We start from the raw sequence: 20893 nt of genomic DNA on the forward strand, positions 1-20893 counted from the left end.
TCTCGCTTGGGCTCCTTCCCCCGTGGCCGACCCCACCGGCCACGGGGGCTCCTTCAAGGCTTAAAGGACCATCCCCTTGACCATCTACGTGACCCGCCAGGATCTGGAGACCCGCTTTGGCCAGGCCGAGACCGCCCAGGCTGCCTGGCGCGAGTCCCTCGATGCCGACGACGTCATCGCCGCCGCCTGCGCCGGCGCCGCCGAGCTGGTCGACGCCCACCTGGCGTCGCGCTACCGGCTGCCGCTGGAGCCGCTGCCGCTGATGGTCAAGGAGATCGCCCTCGACGTCGCCTGGTACAAGCTGTGGCGGGGGCCGATCCCCGACGACGTCACCGCCCGCTACAAGGACGCGCAGCGCCTCCTCGACAAGATCGCCTCCGGCGCCCTGGAGCTGCAGGCCGACGGCATCGCCCCGGCCGAGTCCGTCTCCGGCTCGCCCGGCGTGGCCTTCGAGGGCCGCGAACGGATGTTCAACGACAGTTCAATGGGCGACTACTGATGACCGGCGCCACCTTCGCCCTTGAAGTCGAGACCGTCTCGGTCGCCCGCCTGGGGGCCGCCTTCTCCGAACTGATGATGCGCATGGGCAACCTGTCGCAGCCCATGGACGTGATCGGCGCCGCCCTGGTGGACAGCACCCACCACCGCTTCGATACCGGCATCGGTCCCGGCGGGCGTCCCTGGGACACGTCGCATCGCGCCGCCGAGGAAGGCGGCCGGACCCTGGTGGATTCGCGGCGCCTGGAAAACTCGATCACCCACAATCCGACCCACAATTCGGTGGAGGTCGGCACCAACGTCATCTATGCCGGCATCCACCAGTTCGGGGGCACCATCAAGGCCAAGGGCGGCGGCCAGTTGAAGTTCAAGATCGGCGGGCAGTGGGTGAGCGTCGAGGAAGTGGACATTCCCGCCCGCCCGTTCCTCGGTATCGACGACGCCGACGCCATCGAGATCGAGGCGACCATCGACGACTGGCTGGCGAGGCCGTTCCGATGATCGATGCCATCATCACCGCCGCGCTGGACCACATCCGCGCCCATCAGGGCGCCGGCAAGGCGCTGGGTTATGCCATCCCCAGGATCGAGGCCTTCGACGGCCAGGTCAACGAAACCCAGATGGCCCAGCTGCTGCAGACCACCCCGGCGGTCTTCGTCGCCTTCGCCAAGGGGACTGGGGCCGAACAGGGCAGCCGCCGGCATTGGACCGCCACCCTGTCCCTGATCGTCGTCACCCGCAACCTCGCCACCGAGGGTGCGGCGCGGGCCGGCAAGGGCGCCGAGATCGGCGCCTACCGCATCGCCGAGGATATGGCCGTCCTGTTCGACCGCCGGACCCTGGACCTGGAGATCGACGCCATCGAGCCGGTGGAGATCACCCCCATCGTCCCCGGCTGGGCCCGCACCCAGAAGGCCGCCATCGTCGGCCTGACCTGCAAGACCGGCTTCACCACCGCCATTCCCGGCGCCGATCTGGCCGCCCTGGACGACTTCCTGCGCGCCCGCTTCGACTTCGACCTGCCGCCCTCCGGCAACGGCGCCGACACCTCCACCACCGCCAACACGAGGCCCAGCTGATGGACGCCAAACTGTTTGTCAAACCGGCCCCGGGCCGGGTCATTCCCAACGCCGACCAGCCCGGCACCGATCTGCCGGCCGAGGGGGCATTCGTGGCCAACAACCGCTTCTGGCGGAGCCGCCTGAAGGACGGCGACGTGGTCGAAGCCCCCGCCCCGAAGGCCAGCGCCCCGGAGACCAGCTCCCCGGAGACCAATTCCAAGAAGAAGGGGGCCTAGCCCATGGGTATCGATTTCCGCGAAATCCCCGTCACCTGGCGCGTGCCCGGCACCTTCGTCGAGTTCGACTGGACCGCCGCCAATCAGGGTCTGCAACTCGACATGCAGCGCCTGCTGATCTTCGCCCAGAAGCTGTCCACCGGCACCGGCGCCGCCAACACGCCCCTGGATCTGCTGACCTCCGACCATGGCGTGCAGTTGGGCGGGCGGGGTTCCATGGCGGCGCGCATGGCCCGGGCCGCCAAGAAGAACAACACCGTTACCGACTGCAAGATCATCCTGCTGGATGAACCGGGGGCCGGGGTCAAGGCGGCCGGGTCCATCACCTTCGCCGGCTCCGGCGCCGGGACCATCCCCCTGGTGATCGACGGCCGCCTGGTGCAGGTGGCCACCGCCTCCACCGACAATGCCGCCGCCATGGCCTCCGCCGCCATCGCCGCCATCAACGCCGATCTCGACCTGCCGGTCACCGCCGCAGTCGATGGCGAAAACTCCGCCAAGGTCAACCTGACCTGCCGCTGGAAGGGCGAGACCGGCAACCAGATCGACCTGCGCGTCGGCTACTGGCGCGGCCTCAAGGCGCCCTCCGGGGTGACCGTGACGGTGACCGCCATGAGTGGCGGCACCGGCGTGCCCTCGCTGACCGCCGCCCTGGACGCGCTCACCGACATCCAGTGGCACCACGTGGTGTTTCCCTTCACCGATTCGGTCAGCATCGGCGCCATCACCGCCGAGATGGAGGATCGCTGGAACGGACTGCGCCAGAAGGAGGGGCAGATCTGGACCGCCCTGACCGGCACCCATGGCCAGCTGACCACCTTCGGCGCCGGCGTCAACAGCGACACCGGCTCGACCATCGGGGTGGGCAAGTCGCCCACCGCCGCCTATGCCATCGCCGCCGCCTATGGCGCCGCCTGCGCCCTTCGCCTGGGGATCGACCCCTCGCGCCAGTTGCGCTCGGTGGTGCTCGACGACGTGCTGCCGGCCGAGGAGGCGGACCGCTTCACCGACCAGGAGCGCAACCTGCTGCTCTACAAGGGCATCTCCACCACGGTGGAGACCGTCGACGGCAAGGTGCTGATCGAGCGCGCCATCACCTGGCGCCAGGTCAACGACTTCGGCCTGCCCGATCCGTCGCGCCTGGACGTCACCACGGTGGCGGTCGCCTCGGCCATGCGCCAGACGGCGCGCAACTACGTCTCGACCCGCTTCCCCGACTTCAAGCTGGCCGACGACGGCACCCGCTGGGCGCCCGGCCAGGCGGTGCTGACCCCCAGCCTGTTCCGGGGCCACGTCATCGCCCTGGCGCGGCTGTGGGAAGAGGAGGGCTGGGTGGAATCGGTGGATGCCTGGAAGGACGGCATCGTCGTGACGCGGCCCAAGGAGGTGGACCCCAACCGGCTCGATATCCTGCTGCCGCCGGACATCATCAACAACGCCATGGTGTTCGCCTTCCTGATCCAGCCCCGCGTTTAACGCCCGTTCAAGAGGAGAGGCCCCATGGCCGCATTGCGTACCGAGGCCGACGTCATCGTCGGCGGCCAGCAGATCGACGTGGACCGCAAGTCGGTCAAGACCAAGGAGGGGCACGTCAAGCGCGACCGCAAGACGCCGCGCCATTTCTCGGAGGAGGAGCAGGCCTCGACCATCAGCTTCAAGATGTCGGCCATCAAGGGGATCAGCCGCAAGACGGTCGCCGCCTGGGTGGGACAGACGGTCCAGGTGCGCTGGAACAACGGCGATGTCGAGCAGTTCACCAACGCCTGCACCGACGAGATCGGCGACACCGACGGCGGCTTCATCGAGGTGAAGATGTCCGCCGATCCCGCCACCGAAGCCCTGTAGGACGCACCGCCATGAGTGAAGATCTGCGCACCGCCACCGTCACCTTTCCCCGCCCGGTCAAGATCGGCGACAACACCTACACCGCCGTCACCATGCGCGAGCCGACGGTCGCGGACGAGATCGCCGTGGCCGCCGAGTCGGCCACCGGCACCGACCAGGAGAAGGAATCTCGCCTGATCGCCCGTCTCTGCGATCTGCCGGTCGAGGGGGTCCAGCAAATGAAGTCCGGCCAGTATCGGGTGCTGCAGCGCCCTTTGCTGGTTTTCCTGTCCACCCCGTGGACCGAATCCGCCAAGACGTCCTCGTCCTCGCGCGATTCTCAGGGTGGGGGCGGCAAGAAATCGGCCGAATGAGCGTGGCCGAGTTCGTCGGCTGGCTGAGTGCCGCCGGCGACCTGGCCGAGACGTTGAAGGGAGAGGACTGAACCATGCGGACGCTCGGCGTATCCGTCCTGATCGGCGCAGCGCTGGCCGGTGGCTACCGCTCCACCATCGGCCGGGCCATGCAGGGCATCGGCGAGCTGGACAAGGGCATGGCGGGGCTGCAGCGCCGGGCTCTTGACGTCGGCCAGGCCTGGGCCGGTCTCTACGGTATCAACAAGGTGGTCACCGGTGCCGGCGACCTCCAGCACACCCTGATGCAGATCGGCATCACCGCCGACATGACCGATGCCGAAATCGAGCAATTGCGCCAGCACCTGGATCATCTCTCGGTGCCCAGGCAGACCAATCAGTCGGTCAAGGATCTGGCCAAGGCCTATCAGGCCCTGGTGTCAGCGGGTCTCGAGAACGACAAGGCCAGTACCGCGCTCCGCGATGTGGGCCGTGCTGCCACCGCCGCCACTGCCGACATCGAGGACGTCGCCAAGATGTCCTTCACCCTGATCGACACCTTGGGCATTGCACCCGAGGGACTGGGCCAGGAGCTGGACCGCCTAGCCTTCGCCGGCAAGAAGGGCGCCTTCGAGCTGAAGGACATGGCCCGCTATTTCCCCGTCCTGGGCGCGGCGGCCAAGGAAGCCGGCCTGACCGGCTCCGAGGGCGTGGCCACCCTGGGCGCGGCGCTGCAGATGGCCCGCAAGGGGGCCGGCGATTCCTCCGAGGCCGCCAACAACATGGCCAACTTCTTCCAGAAGATGATGTCGAAAGAGACGCTGAAGAACATGGAGAAGCGCGGCGTCAACGTCATGAAGCTGATGGCCGACGCCATGAAGAAGGGGGAAAACCCGGTCGAGGTCTATCTCAAGCAGCTCGACAAGATGCTGGGCGACGGCTCCACCGCCGACGGCCTGGTCAAGCGCCAGGCGCGCCTCGCCGATCTGTTCGGCGACAAGCAGGTGCAGGATTTCATCCGCCCCATGCTGGCCCGCATCCCGGAATACACCAAGCTGAAGGCGGAGATCCTGAAGTCGTCGGGCACCGTCGATGGCGACTACGCCCGCATTTTGTCCACGTTCAATGAGCAGTCCAAGGCCGCCGCCAATGCGGTTGAAGCCCTGGGCAATGCCATCGGCCGCTCTCTGATGCCGCCGCTCGGCGCCGCCATGGCGCTGGCCACACCGGTCATCTCCTGGCTGGCCGATGTGGCGGATAAGTCGCCGGGCACCACCATGGCCATCACCGGTGTGGGCGCCGCCATGATGGTGTTGCCGCCGGCGCTTCGTCTGGTGGCCTTCGGCTTCCGTGCCGTCGGCATCGCCATGACCGCCAATCCCATCGGCCTGGCCGTCTCCGGCATCGCGCTTGCCGCCGGCCTGATCTACGACAACTGGGTGCCGATCCAGTTCCTGTTCGAGAACTTCTGGACCCTGGCCGAAGCACGCTGGCAGCAGTTCAGCGGCGTCATCATGGATACCTGGGCCATCCTGTCCACGCCGATCCGCACCATGCTGGCGGCGGGCGAGGTGATGGGCAAGGCGATCTCCGGCAAGGGATTCGACATCGCCCCCATCGGCGACGCACTGAAGAAAAGCACCGATGCCGGCGGCCGGATGCTGGATCGCACCGGCATCACCACGGCCGCCGCCGCCGGGGCCGACGTGGCCAACGGCAAGGTCGAGGTTTCGGTCAACCTGTCCGGCCTGCCCAAGGGCAGCACGGTGTCCACCGAAGCGTCGGGGGCGGCGATCTCCGACGTGGACACCACTCTCGGCTACGTCATGGCGGGCACCTGATGGCCGCCGTGATTCCGCCCTGGCGCCGTTCTCTGCTGCCGTCCACCTTCCGGGGCGTCGCCTTCGAGGTGGAAGGGCGCGACCTGTCGGGCGGGCGGAATTCCGTCACCCACGAATTCCCGGACAGCGAGGAGGTCTACACCGAGGATCTGGGCCGCAAGGCCGAGCGCTGGTCAGTGGAAGCCTATGTCTGGGGGCCGGACTATCTGACCCGCCGCGAGTCCCTGAAGAAGGCTCTGCGCGAGGCCGGATCGGGCGAATACGTCGATCACTGGGGTGGGCGCCACTGGGTGGTGGCCACCGCCTGGACCTGTCGCGAACACCGGACCAAGGGCGGATGGGCCGACTTCCGCATCGAGCTGGTCGAGGCGGGCGTGGTCAAGGCCCAGGTGATCGCCGGTGACAGCCGATCCGTGGTGTTCGGGCGTGCCGATGACGCCCTCGACCCCCTGGCGTTGGACTTCGAGAACGGGTTCAGTGTGGGCGGCCCGTCCTTTCTGGGCGACAATGCGCTGTCGCTCCTGAGCGACGTGGGCGGCGACATGTCCGCCCTGGCCGCCACCGTCGGAGGCGTCGGCAGCGGGCCGCTCGGCCAGTTCCAGCGGTCCATGTCGTCCTTCACCGGGGGGCTGTCCGCCCTGGTGGCGACGCCATCGACGCTGGCCGGCCGCCTGCAATCGCTGATCCGCCAGCTGATCCGCCTGGGCGGCGGCGGCCGGGCCAGCTACGTCACCGCGTCGGGTCTCTACGCGACAACCGGCGGGACGTGGAGTGCCGTCGCCCCCATCACCGACAACCGGGTGCGCCAGGCCGCCAACCAGCAGGCCATCCTCGATCTGGTCGCCGGCACCGCCCTGGTGGAGCAGGCCCGGGCCAGCGCCGAGATGGACTATCCCACCATCGAGGAGGCGACCGCCGCCCGCGCCGAGATCACCTCGCGCCTGGATACCCGGATTCGGGCTGCGCGCTCCAACGACACCCGCATGGCGCTGCGCCGCCTGGGCGGCGCGGTGACCCGCGACATCACCAATCGGGGCGCCGATCTCTCGCGGCTGACCGACTACACCCCCGGCGCCACCCTGCCAGCCCTGGTGGTGGCCCACGGTCTTTACGGCGACGCCACCCGCTCGGCCGAGATCCTGGCCCGCAATCCCGACTTGGCGCACCCGCTGTTCGTCCCCGGTGGCCATGCCATCAAGGTGGTGGCCAATGGCTAGGACGGGCGAACGCGTCACCCTGCAGGTGGGCGACAAGCTGTTCGGTGGCTGGAAGTCGGTATCGATCCGCATGTCGCTGGAGAAGGTGGCCGGGTCATTCGATGTCACGGCATCGGAATCTTGGACCAAAGGGGGGCAACTGGTGACGGCGCCGCTCCGGGCCGGGGACGGCGTGGTGGCCATGGTGGATGGCGAGACGGTGGTCACCGGCTATATCGATGCCGCCGAGCCCTTTTACTCGACCTCCGACGCCGGCACGAAGGTGCGTGGCCGCGACCGTACCGCCGACCTGGTGGACTGCTCCGCCGACGAAACCGAATTGCTGGGCCAGAAACTGCCGCGTATTGCCGCCGATCTGTGCAAGCCGTTTGGTATTCCGGTGCGAGTGGTGGGGTGGGACGGCGGCCCGGCCTTCGCCAAGTATGCCGTCGATCCCGGCGAGACCGTGGCCCGCGCCATCGAGGACGCCTGCCGCCAAGTGGGTGCCATGATGTGGACCGATGGTCTGGGTACCCTGCTGCTCGGCCGGCCCGTGGGCGGGGCCTATGCCGGCACGCTCCGCCTGGGTGAACACATCATCGAGGCGTCGGGGGGCGACGATCACACCAACCGGTTCTCTGAGTATCACGTCACGGCGGGCAAGGATTCCGATTCCGGCGTCTGGGACCAGGGGGGGCATCTGGTCGAGGCCGAGGCCCGAGACGGCGAGATCCGCCGATATCGCCCGCTGACTCTGTCCGTCGAGGCCGAACTGCCCGGCGCCGCCACCGCCGCCCAACGGGCGGCCTGGGAGGCGCGGGTCCGCCGGGCCCGGGGCCTCAAACGTTCCCTCAAGGTCCAGTCCTGGCGCTCGCCCACCGGCCTGATCTGGCGTCCCGGCCTGACGCTCGACATCGATGACCGCCGTCTGGGAGGCGGGCGCCTGATGGTGTCCGAGGTCGGCCTGGACCGCTCCAAACAGGGCACCTTCGCCAGCCTGCAGGTGGTGCCCGAAGGCGCCTTCGAGCCCCTGGCCGAGGGGCAGAAGGCCGACAAGGCCAAGGGAGGCGACGCATGGAAATAGGTCGCCTGTTCGGCCCGACCCTGACCAAGATCCGCAACATGGTGGCCTGGGGCCGGGGCAGCACCGTGTCCGACGATCCCGCCGATCTGCTGCGGGGCCAAGCTGATTTCGGAGGTGCCCAGCGGCCCGAGATCCATGAGGGCATGGCGCGGCCCCAGTGGTACGGCTATGCCTCTCGCCCGCCCGGAACCATCCCCTGCGTCGCGCTCTTTCCCAATGGCAACCGCGCCGCCGGCATCATCATCGCCGAGGGCGACGTCACCTGGCGCATCCGCATCGAGAATGGCGAGGTGGCGCTCTACGATGATCAGGGCCAGGTGGTGCATCTGACCCGCACCGGCATCAGGATTGAAAGCCCGTTGAACGTCACGGTGAAGGCCGGCCAGATCCTGCGGCTGGAAGGCGACCAGGTGCATCTCCACGCCCACACCCTCTACCGCTTCGACACCAACGGTCACGGCCAGGTCTGGCACCCCACATCGGTGGACACCTGGCAGATTGGCGAGACCGCAGGGGCCGCCCATGACATCTCGCCCCCGGAGATCAGCTGATGGATATCCGCTCGGTCTTCGACTCCGATTCCACCGTGGCCGACTGGCGGATCGCCGGTGGCCAGCTGGCCATGGACGATTCCATGGAGACGGCGGTGATGCTGTCCCTGTTCACCGAGGCCGACGCCCCCGCCGGCATCGAGATTCCCGACGGCCTGTCGCCCCATCGCTGGTGGGGGCAGGCCTATTGGCCGGTGCTGCTGGCCTCGCTCGGCGTCACCGCGCCGGCCGGTATGCAGCTGGGCAGCCTGCTGTGGACGTTGAAGCGCGCCAAGCAGACCGAGGAAACCCGGTCGCGGGCCATCCAGTACGCCCGCCAGTCCCTGCTGTGGATGCCGTCCATCGGCCTCGTCGCCGACGTCCAGATCGACGGGACCTGGACCGCGCCGGGCGTGCTGGAATTGCCGGTCACCCTGGTCAAGCCCGATGGCCTGCCGGCCCGCTTCGCGCCCTTCTGGAGACTGGGACAATGACCTTTCCCCGCCCCTCCCTGGAACAGCTGATCGAACAGGGCGTCGCCGACATCGACGGCCATCTGCCCGAGTCCGATCCGCGCCTGCCGGTCTCCAACCTCAACGTCATGGCCTTCGTGATCGGCGGCGTGGCCGATGGCCTGCACGGCCACCTCGACTGGCTGGTCGACCAGGTGGTGTGGGTGTCGGCGCGCAATGAATATCTCGACCGCTGGGCCTCCCTGGTGGGTAAGCACCGCAAGCAGGCGGTGACCGCCATCGGCACCGCCACCTTCCCCGCCGCCGCCGGCGCCACCCTGCCCGAAGGCACCCGCATGCAGCGGGGCGACGGCGTGGAATACGAGGCCACCGCCGATGGCGTCGCCGCCGGCGGCTCCGTCACCGTCCCGGTGGCGGCAGTGGAGGTCGGGGTGGCCGGCAATGCCGCTGCCGGGGTCAAGCTGCAGTTGGTCACCACTGTTTCCGGTATCACCTCGGTAGGCGCGGTGGCGACGGGGGGTGTCTCGGCCGGAGCCGACGGCGAGCTCAACGACGGCCTGCGGGATCGCTTCTTGGGGTACTGGCGCGATGCGGCCGAGCGGGACGGCCCCTATGCCGCCCTGGCCAGGGATGTGCCCGGCGTGACGCGGGCCTGGGAATACAGCCACGAGATGGGCCTGGGCACCGTCACCGTGCGCTTCGCCATGGACGGCAAGCCCGATACCGCCATCCCCACCGGGATCGAGGTGGCCGAGGTGGATGCCTGGCTGCAGGCCAAGCGCCCGCCGGGCATGCCGGGCCTTTACGTGGTCGCCCCCATCGCCGATCCGGTGGACATTACCCTGGCCATCTCCCCCGACACTCCCGCCACCCGCGCCGCCGTCGAGGCCGAGATCGCCGACTTCATCCGCCGCGAGGCCGAGCCGGGCGACCCCACCATCATCTCCCGCCTGGCCGAAGCCATCAGCTCGGCATCGGGGGAATATAAGCACCGCCTTGTTTCGCCCGCTGCCGACGTCGCCCACGCCTACAACGCCATGGCGGTGCCGGGCACCGTCACCTGGGTAGCCTACTGATGGGCGGCCGGGCCACATACCAGGATTACGGCGCCACCCTGCGCGCCCTGTTGCCCACCGGCGAGGCCTGGCCGCGCATGCCAGGCCTGCTGCGTGACGATCTGTTGGATGCCCTGGGAGAGACCTTCGCCCGCATCCACAACCGCGCCCTGGATCTGATCGAGGAAGCCGACCCCCGCACCGCCGTGTTGCTGCTGCCCGAATGGGAACAAGCGCTGGGCCTGCCCGACGAGTGCACCGGCCAGGCCGAGACCGTGGCCGAGCGCCAGCGCCGTGCCCACGCCAAGCTGATCGCGGTGGGCGGCGATACCTTCGAGTACTTCACCGGCGTGGCGGCGGCGCTGGGCTACGCCATCACCATCGCCGAGCACCCGGCCGCCACCTGCGAATCCCACTGCGAGTCGCCTCTCGATCCCGACGACCTGGTGGTGGGCGGGGTGTCCATGCCCTGGTGCTTCGTGATCGACATCGGCGCCCCGACCGAGACCATTCACGAGTTGGACTGCGTCGCCGGCGGCTGCGACGAGCCGTTGCGCATATGGGGCAACCAGTTGCTCGAATGCGTCATGCGCCGCGAATTCCGCCGTCGGCGCACCACCCGCCATCTGTTCCTTCGTTTCGCCTATGGAGACGCCTGATGCATCGCATCGACCACAGCACCGCCCAGGTCAATAAGTTCGGTGCCGGCAAACCCGGTTTCACCGGCGGCAACCCGACCACCGCCACCCCGGCGACCCGCTTTACGCCCGACTGGTGCGACGACGTTCAGGAGAACATCGTCCGCGTTATCGAGGGAGCAGACATCGCCCTGGTCAAGGGGAATGGCGACCAACTGTACGTCGCCATTCAGACCCTGATCGCCGCCAATCCGTCCTTGGGGGCCGGCGAAGGCCTGGAAGAACTCTCCGGCGAGCTGCGCGTCAAGCTCAACGGCGCCACCCTGGCTCGCACCGTCGCTGGCCTGTCGCTCAATCTGGGCGCCGCCAACGTGTGGGCGGGCCAGCAATCCTGCCAGGTGGCCGTCCTGACCGACGCCGCCGCCATCGCCTGGGATGTAGTAGCCACCGGCAATATGGCCAAGGTGACCATCGCCGCGACCCGTCTATTGGCCATGCCCACCGGTCATGCGTCCGGTACCCGCTACGCTCTGCGCGTGATCCATGGTGCGCCCAACACCACGCTGTCATTCGCCGCCGGCTACAAGGCGGTGTCCGCCCTGGCGCTATCCACCAGCAACGGGGCCGTAGATATCCTGATCTTCGAGTCTGATGGCACCTACATGTCCCTAGTGGACAGGCGCCTTGACGTGTTGGGGGCCTGATCATGCTGATCCGCCCCACCGATACTCTGCTGCGCCTGGACCGCCCCCTGTGGGAAGGACGCGACGTATACGACTGGCTGGACCGCCACGGTATCGAGCCCACCGCCAGCGTCGTCAACATGATGCTGATGAGCGGCGGACTGCTGGACCCCGTCACCACCATCTATAACTATACTGGCGCCGACCAGAGTTACACGGTCCCGTGGGGCATATATCGTCTCAACGTCAAGCTGTGGGGCGGTGGCGGCGGACCTGGCAGGGCGTATGCCTCGACTGGTGGCGACGGCGGAGCTGGTGGCTATACCGAGGGCTGGCTGCCTGTCACACCCGGCCAGATATTGACCATCATGGTTGGTCAGGGCGGCGCGGCGGCGGCGACCGCCACATATGGCGATGGTGGCCCGGGTAAGGCCGGATCGGCAGGATCTTTCGGCGGTCAGGGCGGTGGTCGCAGCGCCATCAGGCAGGCGGGTGTCGATCTTGTCACAGCCGGCGGCGGCGGTGGGGCAAGTGCCGGGACGGCCGGCAACCGCAACGGTGGCGTCGGCGGTGGCCTATCGGGTGCCGATGGCCAGGCGACCGGCACACAAGGACGTGGTGGCACTCAATTGGTGAGCGGGACGGCAACCACTACCTGGGGTGCCACGGCGGGCGGGCAGTATGTGGGCGGCCAGGGCGGCGGCGATGGCGGCAACGCCATCAGCGGTGGCGGCGGTGGTGGAAAGTGGGGCGGCGGCGGCGGCGGATATCAGGATGCGGGTGGCGGTGGCTCCGGCGATGTCGGAGCGATGGCCTCTGCATCCACCCTATCTGGTACGGGGACAACCCCACCCAAGACCGCCGACGTCCACTATGCCACCGGTATCGGCGTCGGGGGCATCGGCGGCAACAACACCAGCACCCCGGCCGGCCATGGCCGTGTGGTCATCACCACCATCCCTTAGCTCGAGAGAGGCATCATGACCATCTGGACCGACCAAACCCTGATCCCTATCGCCGCCGCCGCCCCCTATACCGACGCCGATGGTGTGCAGCACCTGGGCCAGCGCGACAAGGCCACGATACCCGGCCTGATGATGGTCACACCGGCGGACAGGCCGCCCGCCGACCCGACGGGCTATACCGTTGACGGTCAGGCGCGGGGAGGCGTCGCCATCACCATGATCGATGGCCGGGAGTGGCGCATCGAGATGATTGGCGGGGTGCCAACCCAGGTCTGGAATACGGTGGAGCGGGCGGAAATGACGGCCGACGAAGCGCAGGCCGTGGCCGTCGCCGCCTTGCGCATTGAGCGTGATCGGCGTTTGTCCGCCAGCGATATCATGGTGTTGCCCGACCGCTGGGAGGGCTACACGCCCGAGCAGCGGGCCGCCTGGACCGCCTATCGCCAAGCCCTGCGCGACCTGCCCGAGGCCGCCGCCAACCCGGCCGCGCCGGTGTGGCCGGCGGTGCCTGTACTGGCATAGAAGGATACCTCAGCCGGCTTCGGCCGGCGGGGGGACGGGGCGTTGACGCGCCCCGAACCGCGAGGGGGGACCTCGCATGACCAGGACCGGCCGATCCAGGCCATCCCCGCACCCGGCGCTCGGGCGGGGCCATTGTGGACATGCATGACCATGGAGTCCATCCAGCTTCGACCTGTTTCTCCTGTTCGCCCCGTCGCCCCTTATCTGGGTGGCAAACGCAATCTGGCCAAGCGTATCGCCGCCGAGGTCGCCTCCATCCCGCACAGTATCTACGCCGAGCCGTTCGTGGGCATGGGCGGGGTGTTCCTGCGCCGAACCCTGGCGCCCAGGTCCGAGGTGATCAACGATTATGGCCGCGAGGTGGCCACCTTCTTCCGGGTGCTCCAGCGCCACTACGTCGCCTTCATGGAGATGATCAAGTTCCAGCTGACCACCAGGGCGGAATTCGAGCGCCTGGCGGCCACCGATCCCGACACGCTCACCGACCTGGAGCGGGCGGCCCGCTTCCTCTACCTCCAACGCACGGCCTTCGGCGGCAAGGTATCGGGCCGCAACTTCGGGGTGTCCCCATCCACACCCGCCCGCTTCGACGTCACCAAGCTCGGCCCCATGCTGGAGGATCTGCATACCCGTCTGGCCGGGGTGGTGATCGAATGCCTGCCCTATGGCGAGTTCCTCGCCCGCTACGACCGGCCCGAGACCTTGTTCTACCTCGACCCGCCCTATTTCGGCTGCGAGGGCGACTACGGCAAAGCCATGTTCAGCCGCGACGACTTCGAGCGCCTGGCGGAGCAGTTGGAGAGCGTTCAAGGCCGCTTCATCATGTCGCTGAACGACCGCCCGGCTGTGCGCAGAATCTTCTCCGCCTTCCAGATCGAGGCAGTGGACACGTCCTACAGCATCGCCCGCGACACATCGGCCCGGGGGCGTGTCGGCGAGGTGCTGATCAAGGGAGGGAGAGGTGTTGCATAATTCGGAGTGCTACAAAACCTAGAGCAATTCGCGATCACACTGGTTCATATCCGGCAGCCTTGAAGAAATTTCGGCACTCTTGAGGTTCGTAGAGATCGCAGATTCGGCCGATGGCGTCCCATAGGTCCTGAATGGTCCTGGCAGCCGTTTTTCTGAGGTGTGCCTTGAGCTTCGAGAAGGCCATTTCGATGGGATTGAGGTCGGGGGAATACGGCGGCAAGAACAGCATGAAGGCACCACGATCTTGGATGATCCGTTCTGCCCGAGGACTTTTGTGAGCTGAGAGATTGTCGAGGATCACGACGTCGCCCGGCTCCAGGGTTGGGGCCAGTTGGGTCTCGATATAGGCCTCGAACATCTTCCGGTTCATCGGGCAATTGATGACAAAGGGCGCCACCAAGCCATCATGACGCAGCCCGGCGATGAATGTTTCCGTCTTCCAATGTCCGAAGGGCACAGCGGCTTTCAACCGCGCCCCTTTGGGTGAGCGGCCCCGCAGACGGGTCATTTTGGTATTGGTTCCGGTCTCGTCGAGGAACACCAGGCGATGGGCCTGACGCCGCATCAGCGGTTGGCGGCCTTTAATCCACTCCTCGCGCAGCAACCGGACGTCCGGCCTCATCTGCTCGGACGCGACCAAAGTTTTTTTTATAGGTCAGCCCCTGTGCCCGGAGAAACCGGGCAAGGTTGGAAAGATGGATTTGAACGCCCCGCTCGGCCAGTTCTTTGGTTAAATCGGCCAGCGAGATATCCGGAACCTGCTTAACACGCAGCAGCACATAGGCCCGATGGTCGCCCAATTTACTGCGCCGATCACCGCCTTGCCGCTTTGGCGCCACCGTCCCACTCGACAGATATTGCGCCACATAGCGTACCGCCGAGCTCACCGAGATATTGAAGACACTGGCCGCCTGTCGGCGCGAATGGCCAGCCAGAACATATCGCGCAACACGGTCGCGCAGATCTACGGATAAAGGTCGAGTCATCGTGGGCCACCTCCACAGGAAGTGAATCACGATTAGCCGCGCCTGTGAATCCCCTGCGATTCCGTTAGATCGCGAACCGCTCTAGTGTCCGCCACTCCAAAACCATGTGGCGCGCTTCAGTCTGCTCTCTATGAAATCGACATTGCGCCTGAGCTTGAGGCGATCTTACCGGAGCCGCCATAAATTCATCCGCATCGGCGCTCACAAATGCGCTCACAACGCCGCTCACATTCGCGGCTAAGTCATTGATTTTTATGGGAAAAATTCGCGTGGCGTCCCCACGGGGATTCGAACCCCGGTTGCCGCCGTGAGAGGGCGGTGTCCTAGGCCTCTAGACGATGGGGACGTCGAGGCGCGAGGCCCGCTTTATGTCGGAAAGCGGGCGGCCTGGCAAGCCCTTTTTTCCGCTGTTTCCATGCGAACCGCAAAGACGCGCCCGGCGTCGCGGTCCAGGCGGTGGGCAAGCATCTGGACGGCCTGGGGACGGCCCTGCCGGTCGGGAGCGATTCCGACGATCAGCCAGATCAGCTCGGGCTCCCAGGCCTGGGCCAGATCAGTGGCCGAGGGCCGTGCGCTGCCGTCGGGGTGGGAGTGCCAGTGGCCGACCACCCGCTCCTTGGTGCCGCGCACCGAACGCTCGGCGGCGAAGCGGACTTTCGGGTCCAGCTCGAAACGGTCGTTGCCTTGCGCCTTCAGCAGATTGTCGGCGTTCATCACCCGGGTGACGGTGATGACCCGCCGACCCTTGCCGATCAGCAGGCCGCAGCCTTCGGCCGGCCAGGCGGCCTCGGCGGCGGTGGCGATGTCGGCCATCTGCTCCGCCGAGAGGACCAGCATGCGTCCCTCCCCCGCGCTTCTAGCGCACGGCGGGCTCGGGGGTGAGGGCGAAGCTGCCCGCCACCTTGCCCTGGCCGGGGTCGAGCACCAGGATGCGCTCGGGCCCGCCGCCGGACAGGCGCAGCACCACCCGCTCGCCGGCCACCACCATCTGCTCGATGCGCGAACCGGCCGGAACCGGCACGGCCAACTGGCCGAATTCCGCCACCGGAGCGGGGCCGGAGCCGGCGGACGCGGCCGTGGGCGTTCCCTTCATCGGCGCTTTGCTGTAAAGCCCATAGCCGAGGAGGCCGAGACCGGCCAGCAGCAGCACGCCTAGGAACACCACCAACGTCTTGATCGCTTTCATGGCCCCAGCTTCAATCCCTGTTCGCGGATGGACATTCCCGTGACCCAGCACCTCACCCCCGCCGCCGTCGAGGCCGAGGAGGCCGGCACCCGGCTGGACCGCTGGCTGGCGGCCCGCCTGCCGGACCTGTCGCGCACCCGCATCAAGGCGCTGATCGAGGACGGCCGGGTCAGTCTGGCCGGGACGACCATATCCGACGCCTCGCTGAGGGTCAAACCCGGCCAGCGCTTCGCCGTCGAGGTTCCCCCCGACGCCCCGGCCGAGCCCGAGGCCCAGGACATCGCGCTGAACGTGGTCTACGAGGACGAGGACCTCATCGTCATCGACAAGCCGGCCGGCATGGTGGTCCACCCGGCCCCCGGCAATCCCGACGAAACCCTGGTCAACGCCCTGCTGGCCCATTGCGGCGAATCCCTGGCCGGCATCGGCGGCGTCAGGCGCCCCGGCATCGTGCACCGCATCGACAAGGACACCAGCGGCCTGCTGGTCGCCGCCAAGACCGACGCCGCCCACCGCGGATTGTCGGCCCAATTCGCCGCGCATTCCCTGGAACGCGCCTACTGGGCCCTGGTCTGGGGCACGCCCAGTCCCCGCCAGGGCGAGATCGAGGGCAATATCGGCCGCAACCCCAACGACCGCAAGAAGATGGCGGTGGTCAAATCCGGCGGCAAGCCGGCGCTGACCCGCTACCGGGTCCTGAAGAGCTTCGCCGGCGGCGCCGTCAGTCTGGTGGAGTGCCGGCTGGCCACGGGGCGCACCCACCAGATCCGCGTCCACATGACCAGCATCGGCCACCCGCTGGTCGGGGATTCCGTCTATGGGCGCATTCGCGGTAGCCGGAGAGTGGTCCTACCACCTGAGGTGAGGGAGGCCGTGACCGGTTTTCCGCGCCAGGCCCTTCATGCCTACCTACTTGGTTTTTCCCATCCTACTAAAGGATATGAGGTTCGCTTCGAAAGCCGTATGGCACTTGATATCAATCAATTAATCCAGATTTTAGAGGTTCTATAAAAATCACCTATACTTGAGCCCAGAGCTATGACATTATCGTCTCATCAACCGGTGACGACGGACGCGCCCTGACGGGCCGGTCCGCAAACGAGGGAAAACCCTCCGCACGGTAAGAGGAGATGAGACGATGACGGCAATTGCTTCCAGTCTGTCGCTCGCGCCCGAAGGCAACCTGACCCGGTACCTTCAGGACATCCGCAAATTCCCCATGTTGCCGCCCGAGGAGGAATACCTCCTGGCCAAGCGCTTCCGCGAACACGGCGACCTGACCTCGGCCAACCGGCTGGTGACCAGCCATCTGCGCCTAGTGGCCAAGATCGCCATGGGCTATCGCGGCTATGGCCTGCCGCTCGGCGAGCTGATCAGCGAAGGCAATGTCGGCATGATGCAGGCGGTGCGCCGCTTCGACCCCGAACGGGGCTTCCGGCTGGCCACCTACGCCATGTGGTGGATCCGCGCCGCCATCCAGGAATACATCCTGCATTCCTGGTCGCTGGTGAAGATGGGCACCACCGCCGCCCAGAAGAAGCTGTTCTTCAACCTGCGCAAGCTCAAGGGCCAGATGCAGGCCATCGAGGAAGGCGACATGTCCGCCGAGAACGTGGCCCTGATCGCCACCAAGCTGGACGTCACCGAGGACGAGGTCGTCACCATGAACCGGCGGCTGTCCAGCCCCGACCATTCGCTGAACGCGCCGGTGCGCGCCGAGGGCGAGGGCGAGTGGCAGGACTGGCTGGTGGACGACCACGAGGACCAGGAGACCGAACTGGGCGAGCGCGAGGAACTGGGCCAGCGCCGGCAGATGCTGACCAGCGCCCTGGCCGCCCTCAACGACCGCGAGCGGGCCATCTTAGTCCAGCGCCGCCTCACCGAGGAGCCGGCCACCCTGGAAGACCTGTCCCAGCGCTACGGCATCTCGCGCGAGCGGGTGCGCCAGATCGAGGTGCGCGCCTTCGAGAAGCTGCAGAAGTCGGTGAAGTCGGCTTCCGCCCAGGCCGAATCCCAGAACCGGGCGTAAGCCCCCTCAGGGACGACGAGAAAAGCCCCCGGCCCATGGCCGGGGGCTTTTTCGCATGTGGGGCGGAGGAAACGCCAGGAACGCCGTCTCAGCCCTTCTTGGAAACCTCGTCGCCCCAATCCTCGACCAGCTTCTTCTGCGCCGCCTTGAGGTTGTTGACCCGGCGCTGGCCGGTGGCCGCCAGATAGCTGGCCACCATGGGCGGCATGGCGGCGTAGATGCCCCAGCCGATGGCGGAACAGCCATAGGCGGTCATCAGCATGATGGGATCGGTCAGCATGCGCAGCGCCTCGTCCAGGGTATGGACGCCGAACCACAGCGAGAAGAGATAAGGGAAGACGCCGGCGAAGTTCAGCCCGCCGACGCACAGGAAGGCGTATTTGTTGGGGCCCTTTTCGGTGGCCCACGACGCCAGGGTCGGCAGCATGCCGAACCCCACCAGGGCCACGGTGGGCAGCGAGAACGGCACCAGGGCGGCCAGGACCATCAGGACCACGCCCTTGTTGATTCCCGCGCCGCCGGTGCCGGCCTTCTTCGCCGCCGCCGCCGCCCGCGCCTGTTCCACTGCTGACATTTTCTTTGCCATGGGCCGAAGCATGGCACCACGGCCCGCCGAAGGCAATGCCGCGGGCATCGAAGCTCAGATGGAGCGCCCTAAAAAACCGCTGAAATCACCACCACCGAAGCGGTGATCATGGCCACGATGATGCCGGTGACCGCCGCCGTCTGGCGCCCGATCTTGTCGGCCTCGGCGGCGCGCTCCTCGGTTTCCATCAAGATATGCTTGATCTCGTCCTCGGCGGCGGCGTACTGGGCCTGGGCGAAGGTGAACTCCTGCTCGTCGCGCACCCGCTCGTCGACGTTTTCCAGCAGGTTGTAGATCTCCACCACCGACCCCTTGCGCACCAGCCGGGGGACTTCCTTTTCCAGTTCCTTGCGCTTCTCGCGGCCGTGGAAGCCCTGGACGATGGGAGCGATCATCACGCCCACCCAGGCGGCCAGGCCCGGCAGGGATTCCGGCCCCAGGCGGTACTGCAGCACGGCGAACAGGTTCAGCGCCCCCATCATGGCCACGCTGGGATTGGAATCGTTGAGCGCGGTGAGGTTGCGGTCGATGTCCGAGCGCATGCGGGCGCCCAGGAAGGCGGCGATATGGCGGTCCACGGGAATCTGCTTGCCGTCGGCGCGCTTGGACGCCGCCACGTTGAGCGCCGGCAGCAATTCCTTGACCTCGACCACGTATTCCTCGCCCAGCAGCAGGCTCTGGCAGGGCAGCGCGTCGTTCAGCTCGTACAGGCAGCGCTCCAGTCCGTATCCCATTCCGGTCTGGGTCAGGTACGAGCGCAATTCCTTGAAGTTGGATTCCATCAGCGAGTTGTCGGGCTGGTATTCACCACGCATCTCGAACCACAGGCGCGGCACCTCGCGCAGGATGATCTCGGTCAGCAGCCTGGTGTCGCCGCGCGAAGCCATCACCGCCGCCAAGGCCGAGCCGAAGCCGTCCGGCATGGCGTTGAAGCCCTTGTAGCGGATGGGGGCGGCCTGATCCAACAGGATCAGGACCTTGCACAGCATCAGGTCGGTGGAGCTTTTCTTGTCGGTGGACGAGTTGAGCGCCATGCGCACCACTTCCGCCACCACGTTCGCCTTGTCCTTGTCCTCGACGGCGCGGCGCAGCCACAGTTCCAGCTTGCCCTCGACCACCGGCGGAATGGCCTGGTCCCAGTTCTTGGACATGGCCTGGGACAGTTCGCGGCCGTTGAAATACTCCTTGCCCATGAAGGGGAAGCCGCGCGCCGCCCGCTTCTCGCCCCTGGGCTGCAGCGGCGACATGCGCCGCCCCGACAGCCAGAGATCCAGATCCTCGATGTCCCAGCGCTGCGAGCCGTCGTCGCACAGCAGGCCCTTCAGCAGCTCGATGATGGGCAGCGACAACCGCTCGTCGCCGATCAGCAGATTGTAGCTGCCCTGCTGGATCTTGGCCGCCAGGATGGCCTCGTCGCCGAGGCCCGCCGCCGGATTGCGCCCCAGGATCAGGAAGGCGATGGTGACGCCCATCGCATAGAAATCCTCGGTATGGTCGCCGCTGCCCCGCGCGATGGGGGTGCACATTCCCGACTCGACGGTCTCGAACAGCACCGGCTGGTCAAAGGCCGGCGGCGTGCAGACGCAATCGCCGAAGGCGATGCGCTCGCCGTTGCCGTCGGCCCAGAACATGTTAGTGGGCCGGATGGAGCGGTGGGGCACGCCGCGTCCGTCCATGTCCTTCAGCGCCGCCGTCAGCGGCTCCACCACCCGCTTGGTGATCTGGTATTCGTCGATGCGCGGAATCTCGCCGCGCAGGGACGTCATCACCCGGTCGCCGGCCGGCCGCTCGTAGACCACGGTCATGCATTGGCGGCCGGCCGGCGGCCAGTTCATGGGCCCCCATTCGACCAGTTGCAGCAGGCCGGGCGACGAGACGCCCTTCATAGCCCGCATCACGTTGACGCGGGGCGGCAGTTCCGGCTTGCAGATCAGGCCGAACAGGGCGCGGCTGGGGTCGCGCTTGTCCTCGGCGACGAAGGCGTCGGCCGAGGGCGTCGACAGTTCGGGCAAAGGCTGGTTGGAGCGGATAGTGTAACGGTCGCGCAGAACCCCGGGTGGACCGGTCTGCTTGACCACTTCCACCTTGACGTCATCGCCACCCTCGTCCTCGGCCGGATCGATCTCCGTCTCGATCTCGGCCTCGTCGATTTCCGACATCTGCCCCTTCCATGGG

At 67.2% G+C, this 20893-nt stretch carries 25 protein-coding genes and 1 tRNA gene; 20 read left to right on the plus strand and 6 right to left on the minus strand.

From position 1 onward, the window contains the following. Positions 1-76: 76 nt before the first annotated feature. The 18 genes from XM1_RS18790 (at position 77) to XM1_RS18875 (ending at position 13931) form a co-directional block, all read left to right on the plus strand. Positions 77-499: a gp436 family protein gene (locus tag XM1_RS18790; protein ID WP_068436182.1), complete on the plus strand. Its 423-nt coding sequence runs from the start codon at positions 77-79 to the stop codon at positions 497-499. Then, a complete protein-coding gene (locus XM1_RS18795; protein WP_068436184.1) occupies positions 499-999 on the plus strand; it encodes a phage virion morphogenesis protein in 501 nt (166 codons plus the stop codon). The genes XM1_RS18790 and XM1_RS18795 overlap by 1 nt, the downstream gene beginning before the upstream one ends. Beyond that, the gene (locus tag XM1_RS18800; protein WP_068436185.1) at positions 996-1577 is read left to right on the plus strand and encodes a phage protein Gp37; all 582 of its coding nucleotides are present in this window, start codon (positions 996-998) and stop codon (positions 1575-1577) included. Before XM1_RS18795 ends, XM1_RS18800 begins: the two co-directional genes overlap by 4 nt. Beyond that, complete coding sequence (locus XM1_RS18805) at positions 1577-1795, plus strand: DUF2635 domain-containing protein (RefSeq protein ID WP_068436187.1); 219 nt, start codon at positions 1577-1579, stop codon at positions 1793-1795. The genes XM1_RS18800 and XM1_RS18805 overlap by 1 nt, the downstream gene beginning before the upstream one ends. Positions 1796-1798: 3 nt before the next feature. After that, positions 1799-3271, plus strand: a complete 1473-nt coding sequence (locus tag XM1_RS18810) for a phage tail sheath subtilisin-like domain-containing protein (RefSeq protein WP_068436188.1) — start codon at positions 1799-1801, stop codon at positions 3269-3271. A gap of 24 nt (positions 3272-3295) precedes the next feature. Then, positions 3296-3640 (plus strand): phage tail tube protein, encoded by a 345-nt coding sequence (locus tag XM1_RS18815; RefSeq protein WP_068436190.1) that lies wholly within the window; start codon positions 3296-3298, stop codon positions 3638-3640. Positions 3641-3651: 11 nt separating this feature from the next. Continuing rightward, on the plus strand, positions 3652-3993 hold the full coding sequence (locus XM1_RS18820) for a phage tail assembly protein (RefSeq protein WP_068436192.1): 342 nt from the start codon (positions 3652-3654) through the stop codon (positions 3991-3993). 74 nt (positions 3994-4067) lie between these two features. Next, entirely contained in the window at positions 4068-5813 is a 1746-nt protein-coding gene (locus XM1_RS18825; protein WP_068436194.1) for a phage tail tape measure protein, read from the plus strand. Further along, on the plus strand, positions 5813-7030 hold the full coding sequence (locus XM1_RS18830) for a DNA circularization protein (protein WP_068436196.1): 1218 nt from the start codon (positions 5813-5815) through the stop codon (positions 7028-7030). Before XM1_RS18825 ends, XM1_RS18830 begins: the two co-directional genes overlap by 1 nt. Then, on the plus strand, positions 7023-8093 hold the full coding sequence (locus XM1_RS18835) for a phage baseplate assembly protein (RefSeq protein WP_068436198.1): 1071 nt from the start codon (positions 7023-7025) through the stop codon (positions 8091-8093). Before XM1_RS18830 ends, XM1_RS18835 begins: the two co-directional genes overlap by 8 nt. Then, entirely contained in the window at positions 8084-8644 is a 561-nt protein-coding gene (locus tag XM1_RS18840; protein WP_068436200.1) for a phage baseplate assembly protein, read from the plus strand. Before XM1_RS18835 ends, XM1_RS18840 begins: the two co-directional genes overlap by 10 nt. After that, entirely contained in the window at positions 8644-9117 is a 474-nt protein-coding gene (locus tag XM1_RS18845) for a phage GP46 family protein (protein WP_068436202.1), read from the plus strand. Before XM1_RS18840 ends, XM1_RS18845 begins: the two co-directional genes overlap by 1 nt. Then, positions 9114-10172, plus strand: a complete 1059-nt coding sequence (locus tag XM1_RS18850; RefSeq protein WP_068436204.1) for a baseplate J/gp47 family protein — start codon at positions 9114-9116, stop codon at positions 10170-10172. The genes XM1_RS18845 and XM1_RS18850 overlap by 4 nt, the downstream gene beginning before the upstream one ends. Further along, entirely contained in the window at positions 10172-10810 is a 639-nt protein-coding gene (locus tag XM1_RS18855) for a YmfQ family protein (RefSeq protein ID WP_068436206.1), read from the plus strand. The genes XM1_RS18850 and XM1_RS18855 overlap by 1 nt, the downstream gene beginning before the upstream one ends. After that, positions 10810-11493 (plus strand): hypothetical protein, encoded by a 684-nt coding sequence (locus XM1_RS18860; RefSeq protein WP_068436208.1) that lies wholly within the window; start codon positions 10810-10812, stop codon positions 11491-11493. The genes XM1_RS18855 and XM1_RS18860 overlap by 1 nt, the downstream gene beginning before the upstream one ends. Before the next feature lie 2 nt (positions 11494-11495). After that, complete coding sequence (locus tag XM1_RS18865; protein ID WP_068436210.1) at positions 11496-12437, plus strand: glycine-rich protein; 942 nt, start codon at positions 11496-11498, stop codon at positions 12435-12437. Between the two features lie 15 nt (positions 12438-12452). Continuing rightward, positions 12453-12959 (plus strand): phage tail assembly chaperone, encoded by a 507-nt coding sequence (locus XM1_RS24720; RefSeq protein WP_068436213.1) that lies wholly within the window; start codon positions 12453-12455, stop codon positions 12957-12959. A gap of 144 nt (positions 12960-13103) precedes the next feature. After that, on the plus strand, positions 13104-13931 hold the full coding sequence (locus XM1_RS18875) for a DNA adenine methylase (RefSeq protein ID WP_369816015.1): 828 nt from the start codon (positions 13104-13106) through the stop codon (positions 13929-13931). A gap of 34 nt (positions 13932-13965) precedes the next feature. On the opposite strand, the gene XM1_RS23585 is transcribed toward XM1_RS18875, so the two are convergent. The 4 genes from XM1_RS23585 to XM1_RS18895 form a co-directional block, all read right to left on the minus strand. Then, positions 13966-14917 (minus strand): IS630 family transposase gene (locus tag XM1_RS23585; protein ID WP_156428594.1). Its coding sequence is split into 2 segments (ribosomal slippage): positions 13966-14581 and positions 14580-14917, totalling 954 coding nucleotides; the frame shifts between segments, so codons are not numbered across the junction. Between the two features lie 270 nt (positions 14918-15187). Then, positions 15188-15263: transfer RNA gene (locus XM1_RS18885), tRNA-Glu, on the minus strand. A gap of 20 nt (positions 15264-15283) precedes the next feature. Next, the gene (locus XM1_RS18890) at positions 15284-15754 is read right to left on the minus strand and encodes a M67 family metallopeptidase (protein WP_068436215.1); all 471 of its coding nucleotides are present in this window, start codon (positions 15752-15754) and stop codon (positions 15284-15286) included. Positions 15755-15773: 19 nt separating this feature from the next. Beyond that, positions 15774-16103: a hypothetical protein gene (locus tag XM1_RS18895; protein WP_068436217.1), complete on the minus strand. Its 330-nt coding sequence runs from the start codon at positions 16101-16103 to the stop codon at positions 15774-15776. Positions 16104-16130: 27 nt separating this feature from the next. Between XM1_RS18895 and XM1_RS18900 the strand changes: the two genes are divergently transcribed. Together XM1_RS18900 and rpoH are read left to right on the plus strand one after the other, a co-directional pair. Next, complete coding sequence (locus tag XM1_RS18900; protein ID WP_231920586.1) at positions 16131-17114, plus strand: RluA family pseudouridine synthase; 984 nt, start codon at positions 16131-16133, stop codon at positions 17112-17114. Positions 17115-17241: 127 nt separating this feature from the next. Next, entirely contained in the window at positions 17242-18132 is an 891-nt protein-coding gene (gene rpoH, locus XM1_RS18905; RefSeq protein WP_068436219.1) for an RNA polymerase sigma factor RpoH, read from the plus strand. Between the two features lie 88 nt (positions 18133-18220). On the opposite strand, the gene XM1_RS18910 is transcribed toward rpoH, so the two are convergent. Both XM1_RS18910 and XM1_RS18915 read right to left on the minus strand, forming a co-directional pair. Next, positions 18221-18706 (minus strand): acyl-CoA synthetase, encoded by a 486-nt coding sequence (locus XM1_RS18910; protein WP_231920587.1) that lies wholly within the window; start codon positions 18704-18706, stop codon positions 18221-18223. Positions 18707-18786: 80 nt separating this feature from the next. Next, on the minus strand, positions 18787-20877 hold the full coding sequence (locus XM1_RS18915) for a hypothetical protein (RefSeq protein WP_068436224.1): 2091 nt from the start codon (positions 20875-20877) through the stop codon (positions 18787-18789). Positions 20878-20893: the final 16 nt, after the last annotated feature.

It is taken from the genome of Magnetospirillum sp. XM-1, from assembly GCF_001511835.1.
In the GTDB taxonomy this organism is placed as follows: Bacteria; Pseudomonadota; Alphaproteobacteria; order Rhodospirillales; family Magnetospirillaceae; genus Phaeospirillum.